The 19624-nt window shown below is 70.9% G+C and carries 13 protein-coding genes; 6 read left to right on the top strand and 7 right to left on the bottom strand.

What is annotated here, in order from left to right; all coding sequences use genetic code 11:
* Positions 1–128: 128 nt before the first annotated feature.
* The gene (ileS, locus tag ACFVXK_RS28405; protein ID WP_389616741.1) at positions 129–3275 is read right to left on the bottom strand and encodes an isoleucine--tRNA ligase; all 3147 of its coding nucleotides are present in this window, start codon (positions 3273–3275) and stop codon (positions 129–131) included.
* Positions 3276–3871: 596 nt separating this feature from the next.
* On the opposite strand from ileS, the gene ACFVXK_RS28400 reads away from it, so the two are divergent.
* From ACFVXK_RS28400 to ACFVXK_RS28385, 4 genes are all read left to right on the top strand, one after another.
* Positions 3872–4714 carry a TraR/DksA family transcriptional regulator gene (locus tag ACFVXK_RS28400; RefSeq protein WP_389616739.1) on the top strand — a complete coding sequence of 281 codons (843 nt, stop codon included), beginning with the start codon at positions 3872–3874 and terminating at the stop codon, positions 4712–4714.
* A 66-nt stretch (positions 4715–4780) separates the two neighbouring features.
* Positions 4781–5347 (top strand): signal peptidase II, encoded by a 567-nt coding sequence (lspA, locus tag ACFVXK_RS28395; protein ID WP_389616736.1) that lies wholly within the window; start codon positions 4781–4783, stop codon positions 5345–5347.
* A gap of 53 nt (positions 5348–5400) precedes the next feature.
* A complete protein-coding gene (locus ACFVXK_RS28390; RefSeq protein WP_389616733.1) occupies positions 5401–6342 on the top strand; it encodes an RluA family pseudouridine synthase in 942 nt (313 codons plus the stop codon).
* Between the two features lie 156 nt (positions 6343–6498).
* Entirely contained in the window at positions 6499–8091 is a 1593-nt protein-coding gene (locus tag ACFVXK_RS28385; protein ID WP_389616730.1) for a Na+/H+ antiporter, read from the top strand.
* Positions 8092–8096: 5 nt separating this feature from the next.
* On the opposite strand, the gene ACFVXK_RS28380 is transcribed toward ACFVXK_RS28385, so the two are convergent.
* Positions 8097–9134 carry a mechanosensitive ion channel family protein gene (locus tag ACFVXK_RS28380; RefSeq protein WP_389616746.1) on the bottom strand — a complete coding sequence of 346 codons (1038 nt, stop codon included), beginning with the start codon at positions 9132–9134 and terminating at the stop codon, positions 8097–8099.
* A gap of 64 nt (positions 9135–9198) precedes the next feature.
* On the opposite strand from ACFVXK_RS28380, the gene ACFVXK_RS28375 reads away from it, so the two are divergent.
* Positions 9199–9777, top strand: a complete 579-nt coding sequence (locus tag ACFVXK_RS28375; RefSeq protein WP_389616727.1) for a dienelactone hydrolase family protein — start codon at positions 9199–9201, stop codon at positions 9775–9777.
* A gap of 85 nt (positions 9778–9862) precedes the next feature.
* On the opposite strand, the gene ACFVXK_RS28370 is transcribed toward ACFVXK_RS28375, so the two are convergent.
* From ACFVXK_RS28370 to ACFVXK_RS28350, 5 genes are all read right to left on the bottom strand, one after another.
* Positions 9863–10828, bottom strand: coding sequence for a zinc metalloprotease (locus ACFVXK_RS28370; protein ID WP_389616744.1), 966 nt, complete (start codon positions 10826–10828; stop codon positions 9863–9865).
* 232 nt (positions 10829–11060) lie between these two features.
* Positions 11061–12740, bottom strand: a complete 1680-nt coding sequence (locus tag ACFVXK_RS28365) for an alkaline phosphatase D family protein (RefSeq protein WP_389616724.1) — start codon at positions 12738–12740, stop codon at positions 11061–11063.
* A gap of 127 nt (positions 12741–12867) precedes the next feature.
* Positions 12868–13662, bottom strand: coding sequence for a DsbA family protein (locus ACFVXK_RS28360; RefSeq protein ID WP_389616721.1), 795 nt, complete (start codon positions 13660–13662; stop codon positions 12868–12870).
* A gap of 48 nt (positions 13663–13710) precedes the next feature.
* Positions 13711–14403, bottom strand: a complete 693-nt coding sequence (locus ACFVXK_RS28355) for a hypothetical protein (RefSeq protein WP_389616718.1) — start codon at positions 14401–14403, stop codon at positions 13711–13713.
* Positions 14404–14488: 85 nt separating this feature from the next.
* Positions 14489–15814: a DUF2252 domain-containing protein gene (locus ACFVXK_RS28350; protein WP_389616715.1), complete on the bottom strand. Its 1326-nt coding sequence runs from the start codon at positions 15812–15814 to the stop codon at positions 14489–14491.
* A 169-nt stretch (positions 15815–15983) separates the two neighbouring features.
* On the opposite strand from ACFVXK_RS28350, the gene dnaE reads away from it, so the two are divergent.
* Positions 15984–19523: a DNA polymerase III subunit alpha gene (dnaE, locus tag ACFVXK_RS28345; RefSeq protein WP_389616712.1), complete on the top strand. Its 3540-nt coding sequence runs from the start codon at positions 15984–15986 to the stop codon at positions 19521–19523.
* The last annotated feature ends 101 nt before the right edge of the window (positions 19524–19624 follow it).

The following is a 19624-nucleotide window of genomic DNA, read 5'->3' as shown; positions in this document are numbered from 1 at the left end:
GTTTGGAGCCGCGCCCGGCGCTTGAGGGCGGGAACGGTGGAAGGGCGGGTAGGGGACCGCTCCGCGCAGCGGGGAAAGGCGACGGCCCGCACCCTCCCGAAGCGGGTGCGGGCCGTCGCGGCGGAGGGTTACGCCTTGCGGAGGCGGAACGTCAGGGCGAGGGGCTCGTCCTCGAACGGGGCTCCGAAGGAGGCGTCCGCCTCACCGGCGGCGAAGTCCGTCGCGAGGACCTCGTCCGCGATCAGGGCCGCGTGGTCCGTGAGGGCCGTGACGACCTCCGGGGAGGCCGAGGACCACCGCAGGGCGATCCGGTCCGCCACGTCGAGGCCGGAGTTCTTCCGGGCCTCCTGGATCAGCCGGATCGCGTCACGGGCGAGCCCCGCGAGCCGCAGCTCCGGCGTGATCTCCAGGTCCAGCGCGACGGTCGCGCCGGAGTCCGAGGCCACCGACCAGCCCTCGCGCGGGGTCTCGGTGATGATGACCTCCTCCGGCGTGAGGGTGACCTCCTCGCCGTTCACCGTCACGACCGCCGAGCCGGACCGCAGCGAGAGGGACAGGGCCGCCGCGTCCGCCGCGGCCACGGCCTTCGCCACGTCCTGCACGCCCTTGCCGAACCGCTTGCCCAGCGCCCGGAAGTTCGCCTTCGCCGTCGTGTCGACCAGCGAACCGCCCACCTCGGAGAGGGAGGCCAGCGAGGAGACGTTCAGCTCCTCCGTGATCTGCGCCTGCAGCTCCGGCGACAGCGCGTCGAAGCCGACCGCGCCGACCAGCGCGCGCGACAGCGGCTGACGGGTCTTGACGCCCGACTCGGCGCGCGTCGCACGGCCCAGCTCCACCAGGCGGCGGACCAGCAGCATCTGCTGCGACAGGACCGGGTCGATCGCCGAGGCGTCGGCCGTCGGCCAGGTGGACAGGTGCACCGACTCCGGGGCGTCCGGGCTGACCGGGACGACCATGTCCTGCCAGACCCGCTCCGTGATGAAGGGGGTCAGCGGGGCCATCAGCCGGGTGACCGTCTCGACGACCTCGTGCAGCGTGCGCAGGGCCGCCTTGTCGCCCTGCCAGAACCGGCGGCGCGAGCGGCGCACGTACCAGTTGGACAGGTCGTCCACGAACGCGGACAGCAGCTTGCCGGCGCGCTGGGTGTCGTACGCCTCCATCGCCTCCGTGACCTCGGAGACGAGGGTGTTCAGCTCGGACAGCAGCCACTTGTCCAGCACCGTGCGGTCCGTCGGCGCCGGGTCGGCGGCCGACGGGGCCCAGCCGGACGTCCGCGCGTACAGGGCCTGGAAGGCGACGGTGTTCCAGTACGTGAGGAGCGTCTTGCGGACGACCTCCTGGATCGTGCCGTGGCCCACGCGCCGCGCCGCCCACGGGGAGCCGCCGGCCGCCATGAACCAGCGGACCGCGTCCGCGCCGTGCTGGTCCATGAGCGGGATCGGCTGGAGGATGTTGCCGAGGTGCTTGGACATCTTGCGGCCGTCCTCGGCGAGGATGTGGCCCAGGCAGACCACGTTCTCGTACGAGGACTTGTCGAAGACCAGCGTGCCGACCGCCATCAGGGTGTAGAACCACCCGCGGGTCTGGTCGATCGCCTCCGAGATGAACTGCGCCGGGTAGCGCTTCTCGAAGATCTCCTTGTTCCTGTACGGGTAGCCCCACTGCGCGAACGGCATCGAGCCCGAGTCGTACCAGGCGTCGATGACCTCCGGGACGCGGACGGCTTCGAGGGAGCAGCCCTCGGCCGTGCAGGTGAAGGTCACGTCGTCGATGTACGGGCGGTGCGGGTCCAGGGCGGAGTGGTCCTGCCCGGACAGCTCGCTCAGCTCGGCGCGCGAGCCGACGCAGGTGAGGTGGTTCTCCTCGCAGCGCCAGATCGGCAGCGGGGTGCCCCAGTAGCGGTTGCGGGAGAGCGCCCAGTCGATGTTGTTGTTCAGCCAGTCGCCGAAGCGGCCCTGCTTGACCGACTCGGGGAACCAGTTGGTCTTCTCGTTCTCCCGCAGCATCGCGTCCTTGACGGCGGTGGTGCGGATGTACCAGGACGGCTGCGCGTAGTAGAGCAGGGCCGTGTGGCAGCGCCAGCAGTGCGGGTAGCTGTGCTCGTAGGCGATGTGCTTGAACAGCAGGCCGCGCGCGTCGAGGTCGGCGGTCAGCTTCTCGTCGGCCTTCTTGAAGAAGACGCCGCCGACGAGCGGGACCTCCTCCTCGAAGGTGCCGTCGGGACGGACCGGGTTCACGACGGGCAGGCCGTACGCGCGGCAGACCGCGAGGTCGTCGGCGCCGAAGGCGGGGGACTGGTGGACCAGACCGGTGCCGTCCTCGGTCGTGACGTACTCCGCGTTCACGACGTAGTGGGCGGGCTCCGGGAACTCGACCAGGGAGAACGGACGCTCGTACGTCCAGCGCTCCATCTCCTTGCCGGTGAAGCTCTGCCCGGTGGCCTCCCAGCCCTCGCCGAGCGCCTTCTCCAGCAGCGGCTCGGCGACGACGAGCTTCTCCTCGCCGTTCGTCGCGACCACGTACGTCACGTCGGGGTGGGCGGCGACCGCCGTGTTGGACACCAGGGTCCAGGGGGTCGTCGTCCAGACCAGGAGCGCGGCCTCACCGGCGAGCGGGCCGGAGGTCAGCGGGAAGCGGACGTAGACGGAGGGGTCGACGACCGTCTCGTAGCCCTGCGCCAGCTCGTGGTCCGAGAGGCCGGTGCCGCAGCGCGGGCACCAGGGGGCGACGCGGTGGTCCTGGACCAGCAGGCCCTTGTTGAAGATCTCCTTCAGCGACCACCACACGGATTCCACGTACTCGGGGTCCATGGTCCGGTACGCGTCGTCCAGGTCGACCCAGTAGCCCATACGGGTCGTGAGCTCGGTGAACGCGTCGGTGTGGCGGGTCACGGACTCACGGCACTTGGCGTTGAACTCGGCGATGCCGTACGCCTCGATGTCCTGCTTGCCGTTGAAGCCGAGCTCCTTCTCGACGGCGAGCTCGACCGGCAGGCCGTGGCAGTCCCAGCCGGCCTTGCGGGCCACGTGGTAGCCGCGCATGGTGCGGAAGCGGGGGAAGACGTCCTTGAAGACGCGGGCCTCGATGTGGTGCGCGCCGGGCATGCCGTTCGCGGTGGGCGGGCCCTCGTAGAAGACCCACTCGGGGCGTCCCTCGGACTGCTCCAGCGTCTTGGCGAAGGTCTTGCTCTCGCGCCAGAAGTCGAGGACGGCGTGTTCGAGGGCGGGCAGGTCGACCTGGGCGGGTACCGGGCGGTACTGCGGCGGTGTGGTCATGAGGCTGAACTCTTCCTCCGGCGGGGTGTCACTTCCGTCCGGAGGGACGAGAGCGTCTGCTGCTCCCGCGGTACCACCCTCCTTGGCCTCCGGACGGGTCCGGCGGCCCCCTCATTGGGGTGCGAAGCCGGTTCTACCGGCCCTACGGGGATCCCGTGCGGGCTTTCTTCCGGCGGCTCCGGGGTGATCCTTCACGTCGCGCTCGCCCCCGGGCTCTCACCGTCCCCGGGTCGCTCCTGGCTGCGTCCGACGCTACTCGTCCCCATCCATGCCTTTCGCTGCGCCCAGTGTACGGGCCGGGGCGCGGCTCGGCAGACCGGTTTACGTCGGGGCGCGGCGGGCCGGGGGAGGGGCCCGGGCGTGCCCCGGACGGCCGGACGGGGCGGCCGGGGACCGGCGGGGGCGGGCGGGGCGGATTACGGGGGCTCCCGCTGGGCACAACGGATGCAGGTTGACCTCGATGGACGCGTGCCCCGTTGCCGTGGGACCGGAGCCGATTTATCGTTCCGGCACGATTTGGCTAAAAAGGCCACATCCGGTGAAAAGGGGCCGCGGCCATGGTGGCGAAGAAGACGGCGACACGGGAGGTGGCTGCTGTGCCAGGCTCCACGGCTGCCGCCGAACGGGCCGCGCCCGCGAAGACGGCGGCGACCGGGAAGGCCGTGGCCGCGCCCGGCGGGACAGCTGCGAAGAAGGCCCCGGCCGAGAAGGCGGTGGCCAAGAAGGCCCCGGCGAAGAAGGCCCCGGCCAAGAAGGCGGTAGCCGAGAAGGCGGTGGCCAAGAAGGCCCCGGCCGAGAAGGCGGCCGTCAAGAAGCGCGTCGCGAAGAAGGCGGCCGCCGGCAAGGCCGAGGCTCCCGCCGGGGCGGCGGAGGCCGTGGCCGGGCGGGGTACGGGTAGGGGTGCGGCCGCGGCGGTCGTGACCGAGGGGGCGGCCCCGGCCGCGCGGAAGACGGGAGCTCGGAAAGTGGTTGCCAAGAAGACGGCGGGCACGGCCCGCAAGACGGCCGGCGACACCGCGGGCGGCCTCGCGGCCACGGCCCCCGGCGAGCTCGCCGTACGCCCCGGGGAGGAGCCCTGGACCGCCGAGGAGGTCGCGGAGGCCCGTACGGAGCTGCTCTCCGAGGTGATGCGGCTGCGCGTGGAGCTGGAGGCCTCCGAGATGGCCATCTCCGGCCTGATGCGGGACTCGGGCGACGGCGCGGGCGACGACCAGGCCGACACCGGCACCAAGAACATCACCCGGGAGTCGGAGCTGGCCCTGGCGGCGAACGCCACCTCCATGCTGGAGCAGACCGAGCGGGCGCTGGAACGCCTGGAGGCGGGTACGTACGGGCTCTGCGAGAACTGCGGCAAGCCCATCGGGAAGGCCCGCATGCAGGCCTTCCCGCGCGCCACGCTGTGCGTGGACTGCAAGCAGAAGCAGGAGCGAAGGCACTAGCCAGGACGTACGCACACTGACGTACTCTCGTGTCTCGTCGGGATCGAGCTAGTTCGAGGGACTCACGTGGCAGAGGCGGAGCGCATCATCGGTACGCCGGAGGTCGGGGACGACGCCGAGCCGCAGTCGGAGCCCGGCGTGCCCCGGGGGCGCAGGCGGATCGCGGCGCTGCTGATCGTGGCGGTGCTGGCGTACCTGCTCGACCTCGGCAGCAAGATGCTGGTTGTGGCCCGGCTGGAGCACCGGCCGCCGATCGAGATCGTCGGCAACCTGCTGAAGTTCGACGCGATCCGCAACCCCGGCGCGGCCTTCGGCTTCGGTGAGGCCTTCACGATCATCTTCACCGTGATCGCGGCGACCGTGATCGTGGTGATCGTCCGGCTGGCCCGCAAGCTGTACAGCCTGCCCTGGGCGATCGCCCTGGGCCTGCTGCTGGGCGGTGCGCTGGGCAACCTGACCGACCGGATCTTCCGCTCCCCGGGCGTGTTCCGGGGGGCCGTGGTCGACTTCATCGCGCCCGCCCACTTCGCCGTCTTCAACCTCGCCGACTCGGCCATCGTGTGCGGCGGGATCCTGATCGTCCTGCTGTCCTTCAAGGGCCTGGACCCGGACGGCACGGTCCACAAGGACTGACCGCGGAGGCGCGCGCGGGAATGGTCTTCCGCCGGGTCCGGCATACTCGACGGGTGAGTACGATTCCCGAGATCCGCACCCTGCCCGTTCCCGATGGCCTGGAAGGCGAGCGCGTCGACGCCGCCATCGCCCGTATGTTCGGTTTTTCCCGGACGAAGGCGGCCGAACTGGCGGCGGAGGGGAAGGTCTCGGTCGACGGCAGCGTCGTCGGCAAGTCCGAGCGCGTGCACGGCGGCGCCTGGATGGAGGTCGAGATGCCGGCGCCTCCGCGGCCGGTCGAGCTGGTGGCCGAGCCGGTGCCGGGCATGGAGATCGTCCACGACGACGACGACATCGTGGTCATCATGAAGCCGGTGGGCGTCGCCGCCCACCCGAGCCCCGGCTGGACCGGCACCACCGTCATCGGCGGCCTCGCCGCGGCCGGCTACCGGATCTCCACCTCGGGCGCGTCCGAGCGGCAGGGCATCGTGCACCGCCTCGACGTCGGCACGTCCGGCCTGATGGCCGTGGCCAAGTCGGAGCGCGCGTACACCTCGCTGAAGAACCAGTTCCGCGAGCGGGTCGTGGACAAGCGGTACCACGCGCTGGTGCAGGGGCACCCGGACCCGATGAGCGGCACCATCGACGCGCCGATCGGACGGCACCCGAGCGCGGACTACAAGTGGGCGGTGACCCAGGACGGCAAGCCGTCGGTCACGCACTACGACCTGATCGAGGCGTTCCGGGCGGCGTCGCTGCTGGACATCAAGCTGGAGACGGGCCGCACGCACCAGATCCGCGTGCACATGTCGGCCCACCGGCACCCGTGCGTCGGCGACCTCACGTACGGGGCCGACCCGACGGTCGCCAAGCGGCTCGGTCTGACCCGGCAGTGGCTGCACGCGGTGCGGCTCGGGTTCGAGCACCCGGCGGACGGCCAGTGGGTGGAGTTCGAGAGCGGCTACCCCGCCGACCTCCAGCACGCGCTGGACGTCATCCGCGCCGAAAGCCAGTAGCCTCCGGCGGGTACGGGGCGCCCTGCGGGGCTGGATTGCCCGCAGGGCAATTCCAGCCCCGCCGGCGATTGAGGCGCGGGGGTCTGGGGGCGGAGCCCCCAGGAACGGTGGGGGCCAATCCCCGGAAGCGGCGCAGCCTGCTGGCAGGGTGGGGGAGTGGATCAGCTCGCTCTGCTCTTCGTGCTGTTGCTCGGCGCCGTCGTCACCGTTCCGCTCGGGGACCGGCTGGGGCTGCCCGCGCCCGTGCTGATGACCCTGGGCGGGGTCGTGCTGGCGCTGGTGCCCGCCGTGCCCAACGTCGACATCCCGCCCGAGTTCATCCTGCCGCTCGTGCTGCCGCCCCTGCTGTACGCCTCCGCGCAGCGGACCTCCTGGCGGCAGTTCGCGGCCAACGTCCGGCCGATCCTGCTGCTGGCGGTGGCCCTGGTCTTCGTGACCACCGCCGCCGTGGCCGCCGTCGCGAACGCCGTCGTCCCCGGGCTGCCCGTCGCGGCGGCCGTCGCGCTCGGCGCGCTCGTCGCCCCGCCCGACCCGGTCGCGGCCACCGCCGTGGCCGGCTCGCTCGGGCTGCCGCGGCGCATGGTGTCGATCCTGGAGGGCGAGGGCCTCTTCAACGACGTCACCGCCATCGTCCTGTACCACGTGGCCGTCGCGGCCGCGGTGAGCGGAAGCTTCTCCTGGCCGGACGCGCTCGGGGAGTTCGTGCTGTCCGCCGTGGTGGCCGTGGCCGTCGGGCTCGCGCTGGGCTGGGCCACCAACCGGCTGATGGGCCGGCTCGGGGACGCCACCCTCCAGATCGGGCTGACCCTCCTCGTGCCGTTCGTCTCCTACGTGGTGGCCGAGGAGCTCCAGGGGTCGGGGGTGCTGGCCGTGCTGACCACCGCCCTGTTCCTCGCCGAGTACGCCACCGACGCCGACGACGTGCTGGGCCGCCTCGCCGGGCACACCTTCTGGGAGGTGGTCGACGTCCTCGTCACCGGTGTGGCCTTCGGGCTGATCGGGCTGGAGCTGCACAACGTCTTCGGCGTCGCGAAGGGCCGCGAGTGGGAGATGGCCGGCTGGGCGGCGGCCGTGATCGCGGTGGTGGTCGCCGTACGCCTGGCGTGGCTGCTGCCGGCCGGCTGGCTGGCGAAGAAGCTGCACGGGCGGCGCGACTACGACGAGGAGATCCCGCTGAGCTGGCGGGAGAGCGTGGTCATGTGGTGGGCGGGGATGCGCGGGGTGGCCTCCGTCGCGCTGGCCCTGGCCGTCCCGCTGCGGACGGACGCCGGGGAGCCCTTCCCGGACCGGGACGAGATCGTGTTCATCGCCTTCGCCGTCATCATGGCCACCCTCGTGTTCCAGGGGCTGACGCTGCCCTGGCTGGTGCGCAGGCTCGGGGTGGAGGCGGACACGGACGCCGAACGGGAGACCGAGCGGGCGCTCGCGCTGCGCGCGGCCAAGGCGGCCAAGCGGCGGCTGCGGGAGATCGAGGAGGTCGAGGACCTCCCGGAGGACCTCGTCGAGGTGCTGTACCGGCGTGCGTACGACGTGGGGGCGAGGATCAGCCCCGACCTGGTCGACGAGGAGCGGCGCGAGGCGTACGCGAAGCGGGTGGAGCGCATCCGCCAGGTCCAGCGCATCCAGCGGGAGATGATGTCCGCCGCCCGTCACGAGGTCCTGGCGGCCCGCAGCGAACCGGGGGCCGACCCGGAGATCGTCGACCGGGTACTGCGCCACCTCGACGTCCGCAGCCTGCGCAGCGCGTAGCGGCCTCAGTCGCGCGGGGGCGCCTCGGCGGTGGTGACGCGGGGGAGGGCGTAGGGGTGTGCGGCGGCCAGCCAGGTGATCAGGCGCTCGCGGACCGCGCAGCGCACGGTCCACAGGTCGTCGGAGTCCTTCGCGGTGACCACCGCGCGGACCACGATGGTGTTCGGGGTGGTGTCCGTGACGGCCAGGCTGCCGGTGCGGCCGTCCCATTCGGGGACGTCCCGCAGGATTTCGGTGAGCCGGTCCCGCATCAGGGCGACCGGGGCCGAGTGGTCCAGGTGCCAGAAGACGGTGCCGGTCATCTGGGCGCCGCCGCGCGACCAGTTCTCGTACGGCTTGCTCGTGAAGTACGAGACCGGCATCGTGATGCGGCGCTCGTCCCAGGTGCGGACCACGAGGAAGGTCAGGGTGATCTCCTCGACCTTGCCCCACTCCTTGTCCACGACCACCGTGTCCCCGATGCGCACGGTGTCGCCGAAGGCGATCTGGAGTCCGGCGAAGAGGTTGCCGAGGGTGGACTGGGCGGCGATGCCGGCCACGATGCCGAGGACCCCGGCCGAGGCCAGCACCGAGGCGCCGACGGCGCGCATCGCGGGGAAGGTCAGCAGCATCGCGGCCGCGGCGACCACGACGGCCACGGCGGTGAGGGCCCGCTGGATCAGGGTGACCTGGGTGCGCACCCGCCGCACCCGGGCGTCGTCCGGCGCGGAGGCGGCGTAGCGGGCGTACGCGGAGTCGACGACGGCGGTCGCGACGGCGACGAGCAGCCACGCGGTCGAGGCGATCTGGACCAGGGTCAGGACGTGGCCCACGGTGCCCGCGCGGCCGGGCAGGAGGTGCGCCGGCCGGTACGCGGCCTGGAGCGCGGCGGTGGCCAGGACCAGCCGGAACGGCAGGACGCAGCGGCGCAGCAGGCCCCACAGCGGGGTCTCGGTGTGCCGGGCGTCGGCCTGGCGCAGCAGCAGGTCGAGGACCCAGCCGGCGAGCAGGGTGAGGATCAGGACGGCGCAGACGACGGTGGCGGGACGCAGGACGTTCTCCATCTCCATGGGGGAGAACCTATCCGCGGGGCGCCGCCGGACTCGTGCCATCGCGGGCAATGGCACGATGGGAGGCATGAACATCATGCTCTTCCACTCGACGTACGGGCTGCGGCCCGCGGTGCACGCGGCGGCCGACCGGCTGCGGGCCGCCGGACACCGGGTAGAGGTGCCCGACCTCTTCGAGGGCCGTACGTTCGAGACGTTCGAGGAGGGCGTGGCCCACCTGGAGGAGGTGGGGCGCGACGAGCTGCTCAAGCGGGCGGTGCTGGCCGCGGCGCCCTTCTCCGACCAGGGCCTGGTCTACGCCGGTTTCGACTTCGGCGGCTCGGTCGCCCAGCACCTGGCGCTGGCCGACGACAAGGCGCGCGGGCTGCTGCTCCTGCACGGTACGGCGGACCTGGAGGACGACGCCTCGGCCGACGAACTGCCGGTGCAGCTGCACATGGCGGACCCGGACCCCTTCGAGACGCACGACTGGCTGACGGCCTGGTACCTGAGGATGCGGCGGGCCGGGGCCGACGTGGAGATCCACAGCTACCCGGGTGCCGGGCACCTGTTCACGGACCCGGACCTGGACGACTACGACGCGGACGCGGCCGGGGAGGTCTGGCGGATCGCGCTGGCGTTCCTCGACAGCCTGTAGGGCCCGTAGGGGCGGCGGAGGAAGCGGGCAGGGCCCGGCGCTCGGTGCGCCGGGCCCTGCCGTGTGTGCGGAGCGGTGCGTGCGATCAGGCGCGGTAGGCGGTCCACATGCTCTTCATGCGGGACACCTGGCCGGCGGTGAACTGGTACATGCAGGAGTCGTACGTGTAGTCCATGAAGTTGTGGATCGGGTCGGCGCCCGGGGCGGAGCAGGTGTCACGGCCGGTCGGGCACTCGAAGGCCGCGCTCTTCTCGGCCGGGGTGTCGGAGACGGAGTCGCCGCTGCCCGAGCAGCCGCCCTGGAAGGTGTGGTACAGGCCCATCCAGTGGCCGACCTCGTGGGTGGCGGTGTCGCCCTCGTTGTAGTTGGTGGCGGAGCCGCCGGGCAGCGAGGAGTTGAGGATGACCACGCCGTCCATCTTGGGGGCGGAGTTGTAGGAGCTCGGGAAGGTCGCCCAGCCGAGGAGGCCGCCGCCGAGGTTGGCGGTGTAGAGGTTGAGCGCGTTCTTGCCGCCCTTGCGCAGGGCGTTCTTCATGTCCTTCTCGGCCTGGGTGCCGTCGGAGACGGTGTACCAGGTGGCGTTGTCGGTGTAGTCCGTGCCGGCCAGCGAGAACTGGAAGCCGGAGTTGACGTTGCCGGTGCCCTGGCCGCTGTAGGCGGCGTTGAGGACGTTGATCTGGTTGTTGATGTCCGTCGCGGTGAGCTTGCCCTGCGTGCCGTTGGTGATCACGTGGACGTAGACCGGGATGGTGGTCGCGGCGGCGACCAGGGAGGGGGCGGCCTCGCGCGCGCCGAACAGCTGCTGCGGGGACAGCTGCATCTGGCTGAGCTTCTTCTTGAGGTCCGCGTCCATGGCCTTGGTCTGGGCCTCGGAGAGCTCGTTGGGCTCGGCGGCGTGGTCGTTCTTGGGCTTCGCGACACGGGCGTTGGCCGGGGCCGAGCCCTCCTCGGCACAGGCCTGGGCGCCGGTCTTCGGGGCGGCGGCCGCGACGGTGGTGGGGGCCGTCAGCGGGGCGAAGGCCAGGGTGGAGGCCAGGACGGCCGTACCCATGAGGCGGCGGCGGAGAAGGGGGGATATGCGGGCAGCAGCGCGCACGGTGACTCCTCGGCAAGCGTGGTGGGGGGTGAGGGATTTCCTCACGCTGGCCGGAAGTTTATGTGTGCATGTCATTCATTCCGCAAGTACCCGGAAGTTAAAGATTTGTTGCCTGCGGTTCACGCGGGGCTCCTGGTTCATGCCAGGAGCCCCGTTGAACAGGAGATTTGACGGTCTGTCAGTAAGATCAGCGGACGGGCTGGTCGACCCGCTCCACCTTCTGCGTACCGTTCAGGGTGCGGTACGAGCGGGCCCAGGACGAGGTCGCGTCCTGACGCCGCTTGTCCGAAACCACGTAGTAGTCCATCTGCGAGCGCTCGGCCGTCACGTCCAGCACGCCGTAGCCGTGCGAGTCCATGTCCAGCCACTTGACGTGCCAGTTCGCGGCCTTGATCGCCGATTCCGCCACCACCGAGACGGTGTGCGGCAGTACGTGCAGGGTGTCGTCGATGTTGTCGGACGTCACCGACGTGACCACGAACTCGGTTCCCACCGTGCCCGATCCCGGGTAGGTGGCCATGTTCACCGGGACGTCGTTCGCCCAGGCCATGTGGATGTCGCCGGTCAGGAACACCGTGTTCTTGATGTTCCGGTCCTTCAAGTGGCCCAGGAGCTCCTTGCGATCGTCCGTGTAGCCGTCCCACTGGTCCGTGTTGACGGCGAGCCCGCCGTCGGGCAGCCCCAGCAGGTGCGTGAGCGGCTGGAGCACCTGGGCGGGCAGCGAGCCGAAGGCCACCGGCGAGATCATCACCGAGGTGCCGACCAGCTTCCAGGTCGCCGTCGAGCCCGCCAGCCCGGCCTTGAGCCAGTCCAGCTGCGCCCGCCCGGTGATGGTGCGCTCCGGGTCGTCCACCGCGCCGCTGCCGGCCTTGACCTGCTCCGAGCGGAACGAGCGCAGGTCCAGCAGGTGCAGGTCGGCCAGGCTGCCGAAGCGCAGGCGACGGTAGACGGTACCCGCGATGGAGGCGCGCACGGGCATCCACTCGAAGTACGCCTGCTTGGCCGCGGCCGCGCGGGCCGCCCAGTCGCCCTCGGTCCCGGGGGTGTGGTTGGTGGCGCCGCCGGACCACGCGTTGTCGGCGAACTCGTGGTCGTCCCAGATGGCCACGATCGGGTGGGCCGCGTGCATCGCCTGGGCGTCGCGGTCCGTCTTGTACTGGCCGTGCCGGGTCCGGTAGTCGGCCAGCGTGATGATCTCGTTCTTCGGCTCGTGCTGGCGCACGACGTACTTGGCCGCCGGGTACTCGCCGGTCTTGTACTCGTAGATGTAGTCGCCCAGGTGCAGGACCGCGTCCAGGTCGGTGCGGGCGGCCAGGTGGCGGTAGGCCGAGAAGTAGCCGGACTCCCAGTTGGAGCAGGAGACCACGCCGAAGCGCACGCCCGCGGTGGCGGCGTCGGCCGCCGGGGCGGTCAGGGTGCGGGCGACCGGGGAGACGGCGGCGCCGGCGGTGAAGCGGTACCAGTACGGGGTGTGCGGGCGCAGGCCGCGCACGTCCACCTTGACCGTGTGGTCGGAGGCGGCGCTCGCGGTGACGGAGCCGCGCGCGACGACGCTGGAGAAGGCCTTGTCCTCGGCCACCTCCCAGCCCACCGCGGTGTCGGGGCCCGCGCCCGAGCCGGGGACGGCCTCGGGGGTGGGGGTGACGCGGGTCCACAGCAGGACGCCGTCGGGCAGCGGGTCGCCGGAGGCGACGCCGTGCAGGAAGGCGGGGCCGGATTCGGCCGCCCGGGCGGTGGTGGCGCCCAGGGCGATCGGCGCGAGGGCCGCCGTGGCCGCCGCGGCCAGGACGACCGTGCGGCGGCGCGGATTCGCCGGGGTCGCGGCGGAGTCCGGGGCAGGGGAGAGGGGGGTGAGATGACTGGTCACGGGCGCTCATATTACTGATCGGTATGTGGCCGGGAACAGTCACCGGACGACAACGGGCGGGCGAACTTTGAGAGTTCGCCCGCCCGTTATGGCGGTATTGCGGAAGAAGGGGTGGCCTGACGGCCGATCAGCCCGCGATCGCCTTGTCGATGGCCGCGGTGAACGCCTCCGGGGTGGCCGGGGTGTCGATCTTCTTGCCGTCCATCTTGAGCGTCGGGGTGCCCGTCACACCGGACTTGTTGAAGGCGCTCGACATGTCCATCGCCCACCGGTCGTACGTGCCGTCCTCGACGGCCTTCTTGAACTCGGCGTTCCCCTTCAGGGCCGGAACGGTGTCCGCGACCTTGATCAGGTACTCGTCCTTGGCGAAGCTGTCGACGGTCTCCTCGGGGTGCAGCGCCTTGGAGTAGAGGGCGGCCTTGTAGTCGAGGAAGGCCTCGGGGCTCACGTTCAGCGCCGCGCCCAGCGCGCTCAGCGCGTTCTTCGAGCCCACGCCCTTGGCGCCGTTGTCGATGAAGGTGGCGCCGTGGAAGCTGAGCTTGAACTTGCCGGCGTCGACGTCCTTGCGGACCTGCTCGCCCACGGTCTGCTCGAAGGCGGCGCAGGCGGGGCAGCGCGGGTCCTCGTAGAGGTCCAGGGTCTTCTTCGCCTCGGGCTTGCCGATGACCACGGTCAGGCCGTCCGCGCCCTCGGTGTTCTTCGGCTTGACCAGGGTGGCCTCGGCGGCCTTCTCCCAGTAGCCGGGCTGGTTGGACTGCACGACCGCGTAGCCGATGCCGCCGGCCAGCGCGAGGGCGGCGACGACGCCGACGGCGACGAACACCTGGCGGCGGGCCTTGTCCTTCTTGGCCTGCTTCTCGCGCTCGACGCGCAGCTTCTCGCGGGCGGCGGCCTTGTTCTGCTGGCTGTTGCGGGAACTCATGGTGATCTCCGTGGGAGGTGGCAAGGGGGGACTGTCCGTACGTACGCGTCAGACGCCCGAGGGCGTCGCCGTCCGTACCGGAGGTCCCCGTCGGCCCACGGAATGCGCCGGGAAACGGGTACGGGCCACCGCGCCGGGCCGCGCCGGGCGCAGCGCCCGCCGCCCGCGCCCGGGGACCGCCGCCACCGAGGCCGCCGCCAGCCGCAGCGGCCGGAAGGCGAAGGCGGCGACCGCCCGCAGCAGCCGCACCAGGGCCCGCTCGCCGTGGCGCAGCCAGGCCGCCGCGAGCAGTCCGACGCCGACGTGCGCGCCGAGCAGCAGCCAGGGGGTCCAGGGCCCGGGGGCGGCCGGCAGGGCGGCCGGGTCGCCGGCCGGCCCGGTCACCTCGGTCAGCGGCCCGCCCACCGGGGTCCCGCCGCACAGCCCGTCCAGGCCCAGCGCGTGCAGCGGCCCGGCGACCGGCCCGCCGGCGGGGCCGTAGCAGACGCGCTGCCCGGCGGTGAAGACCGTGTCGGCCGCCAGTTCCAGCGGGACCAGCAGGCCGGCGATCGGCCCGAAGCCCCGCTCGCGGCCGGCCAGGGCGTAGGCGAGGGCGAACACCCCGGCGAAGGCGCCGCCGAGCAGGGCGGGCGGCATCGGCACCCGGGACAGGAGCACGTGGGAGCCGGCCGAGAGCAGCACGACGAGCGCGCTGAACAGCGCGGCCCGCAGCCCCCGGATCCTCACCCCTGATATGTCCATCGCGGCGAGTCTCCCACGGGTCCCTGTGGATCCGGGCCCTGGGTTCCTGTGAATCCGCACTCCCCGGCCCCGGACGCCCCAGGGGTCACGACGTGATCCGGCCGTTCCTGAAGAGGTCCACGAAGATCTGGTGGTCGGCGCGGGCCCGGGCCCCGTAGGCGTGGGCGAAGTCGACCAGGAGCTTCGGGAAGCCCTCCTCGTCGGCGGCGATGGCCGCGTCGATGGCCCGCTCGGTGGAGAAGGGCACGAGGGACTGGCCGCTCTCGGCCTCGTCGGCCGAGGCGTGCATGGTGGCCGTGGCCCGGCCGAGGTCCGCGACCACCGCCGCGATCTCCTCCGGGTCGTCCAGGTCCGACCAGTCCAGGTCCACCGCGTACGGGGAGACCTCCGCGACCAGCTGTCCGGCGCCGTCCAGCTCGGTCCAGCCCAGCCACGGGTCGGCGTGCGCCTGGAGGGCCCGCTGGGAGATCACCGTGCGGTGGCCCTCGTGCTGGAAGTACTCGCGGACCGCCCGGTCCGTGATGTGCCGGGAGACGGCCGGGGTCTGCGCCTGCTTGAGGTAGATCACGACGTCGTTCTCCAGGGCGTCGCTGTGCCCCTCCAGCAGGATGTTGTACGAGGGCAGCCCGGCCGAGCCGATGCCCACGCCCCGGCGGCCCACCACGTCCTTGACCCGGTAGGAGTCCGGGCGCACCAGGGACTCCTCGGGGAGGGTCTCCAGGTAGCCGTCGAAGGCGGCCAGCACCTTGTAGCGGGTCGCCGCGTCCAGCTCGATGGCCCCGCCGCCCTCGGAGAAGCGGCGCTCGTGGTCGCGGATCTCGGTCATCGAGTCCAGCAGGGCGAACCGGGTGCGCGCACGGGCGTCGCGCAGGGCGCCCAGCAGGGGGCCCTCGGCGGTGTCCAGGGTGAAGGAGGGCACTTCCTCGTTCTTGGCGCCCGTGGCCAGCTGGTGGATGCGCTCGCGGTAGGCGGCCGCGTAGGTCCGCACGAGGGAGCTGATCTGCTCGTCGCTGAGCGCCTTGGTGTAGCCGATCAGGGCCACCGAGGCGGCGAAGCGCTTGAGGTCCCAGGTGAAGGGGCCGATGTACGCCTCGTCGAAGTCGTTGACGTTGAAGACGAGCCGGCCGTTGGAGTCCATGTACGTGCCGAAGTTCTCCGCGTGGAGATCGCCGTGGATCCAGACCCGGCCGGTGCGCTCGTCCAGGAAGGGGCCGCCGTGCCGGTCGCGCTCCAGGTCGGCGTAGAAGAGGCAGGCCGTGCCCCGGTAGAAGGCGAAGGCGGAGGCGGCCATCTTCCGGAACTTGACCTGGAAGGCGGCGGGGTCGGCGGCGAGCAGCTCACCGAATGCGGTGTCGAACACGTCGAGTATCTGCTCGGCGCGCTGCTCGTCGGTCGTCTCGGGTACCGCCATGGCGGATGCCTCCTGGTGCATGGGGTGGTACGGGTTCTGACCGACTGGACGTCGGACACGTGTTCCTGGTTCTGCAACGCCCGACCGTATCTCTCCGTGCCCCGGATCTGTCACCGGTGGGACGTAGGATTCATAGCTGCCGCCCCTCTCGCCCCCGGAGGCCCCCACCGTGTCGAAGACGCCCTTCACGCACCTGCACGTCCACACCCAGTACTCGCTGCTGGACGGTGCGGCTCGGCTGAAGGACATGTTCGCGGCCTGCAATGAAATGGGCATGACGCACATCGCCATGTCCGACCACGGCAACCTCCACGGCGCGTACGATTTCTTCCACACCGCCCAGAAGGCCGGGATCACCCCGATCATCGGTATCGAGGCGTATGTCGCCCCCGAGTCCCGGCGCAACAAGCGGCGCATCCAGTGGGGCCAGCCGCACCAGAAGCGGGACGACGTCTCCGGTTCCGGCGGTTACACGCACAAGACGATCTGGGCGGCGAACGCCACCGGCCTCCACAACCTCTTCCGGCTGTCCTCCGACGCCTACGCCGAGGGCTGGCTGACCAAGTGGCCCCGCATGGACAAGGAGACCATCGCCCAGTGGTCGGAGGGCCTGATCGCCTCCACCGGCTGCCCCTCCGGCGAGGTGCAGACGCGACTGCGCCTCGGCCAGTTCGACGAGGCGATCAAGGCGGCCTCGGACTACAAGGACATCTTCAGCGAGGGCCGCTACTTCCTGGAGCTGATGGACCACGGCATCGAGATCGAGCGCCGGGTCCGCGACGGCCTGCTGGAGATCGGCAAGAAGCTCGGCATCCCGCCGCTGGTGACGAACGACTCCCACTACACCTACGCCCACGAGGCCGGCGCCCACGACGCCCTGCTCTGCATCCAGACCGGCAAGAACCTCTCCGACCCGGACCGCTTCAAGTTCGACGGCACCGGCTACTACCTGAAGTCCACGGACGAGATGTACGCCATCGACTCCTCGGACGCCTGGCAGGAGGGCTGCGCCAACACCTGGAAGGTGGCGGAGCAGGTCGACACCGAGGGCATGTTCAAGTTCCGGAACCTGATGCCGAAGTTCGACATCCCGGAGGGCCACACCGAGGTCAGCTGGTTCCGCGAGGAGACCATGCGCGGCATGCACCGCCGCTACCCCGGAGGCATCCCGGACGACCGGCTGAAGCAGGCCGAGTACGAGATGGACACGATCATCTCGATGGGCTTCCCGGGCTACTTCCTCGTGGTCGCCGACTTCATCATGTGGGCCAAGAACCAGGGCATCGCGGTCGGCCCCGGCCGAGGCTCCGCGGCCGGCTCGATCGTCGCCTACGCCATGGGCATCACCGACCTCGACCCTCTCACCCACGGCCTGATCTTCGAGCGCTTCCTCAACCCCGAGCGCGTCTCCATGCCCGACGTCGACATCGACTTCGACGAGCGTCGGCGCGTCGAGGTGATCAGGTACGTGACCGAGAAGTACGGCGCCGACAAGGTCGCCATGATCGGCACCTACGGCACCATCAAGGCCAAGAACGCGATCAAGGACTCGGCCCGCGTCCTCGGCTACCCGTACGCCATGGGCGACCGCCTCACCAAGGCCATGCCCGCCGACGTCCTCGGCAAGGGCATCCCACTCTCCGGCATCCTCGACCCCTCGCACCCCCGCTACAGCGAGGCCGGCGAGATCCGCGGGATGTACGAGAACGAGCCCGACGTGAAGAAGGTCATCGACACCGCCCGCGGCGTCGAGGGCCTGGTCCGCCAGATGGGCGTGCACGCCGCCGGCGTGATCATGTCCAGCGAGCGGATCACGGACCACGTGCCCGTCTGGGTGCGCCACACCGACCAGGTCACCATCACCCAGTGGGACTACCCGAGCTGCGAGTCGCTCGGCCTGCTGAAGATGGACTTCCTGGGCCTGCGCAACCTGACGATCATGGACGACGCCGTCAAGATGGTGAAGGCCAACAAGGGGATCGACATCGACCTCCTGGGCCTGCCCCTGGACGACCCCAAGACCTTCGAACTGCTCAGCCGTGGAGACACCCTCGGCGTCTTCCAGTTCGACGGCGGCCCCATGCGCTCCCTGCTGCGCCTGATGAAGCCCGACAACTTCGAAGACATCTCCGCCGTGTCCGCGCTCTACCGCCCGGGCCCGATGGGCATGAACTCGCACACGAACTACGCCCTGCGCAAGAACAAGCAGCAGGAGATCACCCCGATCCACCCCGAGCTGGAGAAGCCGCTCGAAGAGGTGCTCGCGGTCACCTACGGCCTGATCGTCTACCAGGAGCAGGTGCAGAAGGCCGCCCAGATCATCGCCGGCTACTCGCTCGGCGAGGCCGACATCCTGCGCCGCGTGATGGGCAAGAAGAAGCCCGAGGAGCTCGCCAAGAACTTCACGATCTTCCAGGAGGGCGCCCGCAAGAACGGCTACTCCGACCAGGCCATCCAGGCCCTCTGGGACGTCCTGGTCCCCTTCGCCGGCTACGCCTTCAACAAGGCCCACTCCGCCGCGTACGGCCTCGTCTCCTACTGGACCGCCTACCTCAAGGCGAACTTCCCCGCCGAGTACATGGCGGGCCTGCTCACCTCGGTCAAGGACGACAAGGACAAGTCCGCGATCTACCTGAACGAGTGCCGGCGCATGGGCATCAAGGTGCTCCCGCCCAACGTCAACGAGTCCGAGTCCAACTTCGCCGCCCAGGGCGACGACGTGATCCTCTTCGGCCTCACCGCCGTCCGCAACGTCGGCCAGAACGTCGTCGACTCGATCATCAAGACCAGGAAGTCCAAGGGGAAGTACTCCTCCTTCCCCGACTTCCTCGACAAGGTCGAGGCCGTCGTCTGCAACAAGCGCACCGTCGAGTCGCTGATCAAGGCCGGCGCCTACGACGAGATGGGCCACACCCGCAAGGGCCTGGTCGCCCACCACGAATCGATGATCGACAACGTGGTCGCGGTCAAGCGCAAGGAGGCCGAGGGCCAGTTCGACCTCTTCGGCGGAATGGGTGACGAGGAGAGCAGCGAACCCGGCTTCGGCCTGGACGTGGAGTTCTCCGACGTCGAGTGGGAGAAGTCCTACCTGCTCGCCCAGGAGCGCGAGATGCTCGGCCTCTACGTCTCCGACCACCCGCTGTTCGGCCTGGAGCACGTCCTCTCCGACAAGACGGACGCCGGGATCTCCCAGCTCACCGGCGGCGAGCACTCCGACGGCGCCGTCGTCACCATCGGCGGCATCATCTCCGGCCTCCAGCGCAAGATGACCAAGCAGGGCAACGCCTGGGCCATCGCCACCGTCGAGGACCTCGCCGGCTCCATCGAGTGCATGTTCTTCCCCGCCACCTACCAGCTCGTCTCCACCCAGCTGGTCGAGGACACCGTCGTCTTCGTCAAGGGCCGCCTCGACAAGCGCGAGGACGTCCCCCGCCTCGTCGCGATGGAGATGATGGTCCCCGACCTCTCCTCCGCCGGCACCAACGCCCCCGTCGTCCTCACCATCCCCACCGTCAAGGTCACCCCGCCGATGGTCACCCGTCTGGGCGAGATCCTGCGCCACCACAAGGGCAACACCGAAGTGCGGATCAAGCTCCAGGGGCCGCGCACCACCACCGTGCTGCGCCTCGACCGGCACCGGGTCCAGCCCGACCCGGCCCTCTTCGGCGACCTCAAGGTGCTCCTCGGCCCCTCCTGCCTGGCCGGCTAGCCCGGACGGGCGAAGCGCCCGCCGCACGCACGGGAAGGGGGCCCGCCCCGGCACTGCCGGGGCGGGCCCCCGTCCGCGGTCGCCGCTCGCGCGGTGGCGGC

Source organism: Streptomyces sp. NPDC058157 (assembly GCF_042884105.1).
Taxonomy (GTDB): Bacteria; Actinomycetota; Actinomycetes; order Streptomycetales; family Streptomycetaceae; genus Streptomyces.
Note: the sequence above shows the minus strand (reverse complement) of the source record. Positions and strands in the feature narration are given on the sequence as shown.

Bases quoted from the DNA above. Each gene is read 5' to 3' on its own strand.
- ileS (WP_389616741.1), bottom strand. From the start codon at position 3,275: ATGACCACACCGCCGCAGTACCGCCCGGTACCCGCCCAGGTCGACCTG.
- ACFVXK_RS28380 (WP_389616746.1), bottom strand. From the start codon at position 9,134: ATGGAGAACGTCCTGCGTCCCGCCACCGTCGTCTGCGCCGTCCTGATC.
- ACFVXK_RS28375 (WP_389616727.1), top strand. From the start codon at position 9,199: ATGGGAGGCATGAACATCATGCTCTTCCACTCGACGTACGGGCTGCGG.
- ACFVXK_RS28370 (WP_389616744.1), bottom strand. From the start codon at position 10,828: ATGGGTACGGCCGTCCTGGCCTCCACCCTGGCCTTCGCCCCGCTGACG.
- ACFVXK_RS28360 (WP_389616721.1), bottom strand. From the start codon at position 13,662: ATGAGTTCCCGCAACAGCCAGCAGAACAAGGCCGCCGCCCGCGAGAAG.
- ACFVXK_RS28355 (WP_389616718.1), bottom strand. From the start codon at position 14,403: ATGGACATATCAGGGGTGAGGATCCGGGGGCTGCGGGCCGCGCTGTTC.
- ACFVXK_RS28350 (WP_389616715.1), bottom strand. From the start codon at position 15,814: ATGGCGGTACCCGAGACGACCGACGAGCAGCGCGCCGAGCAGATACTC.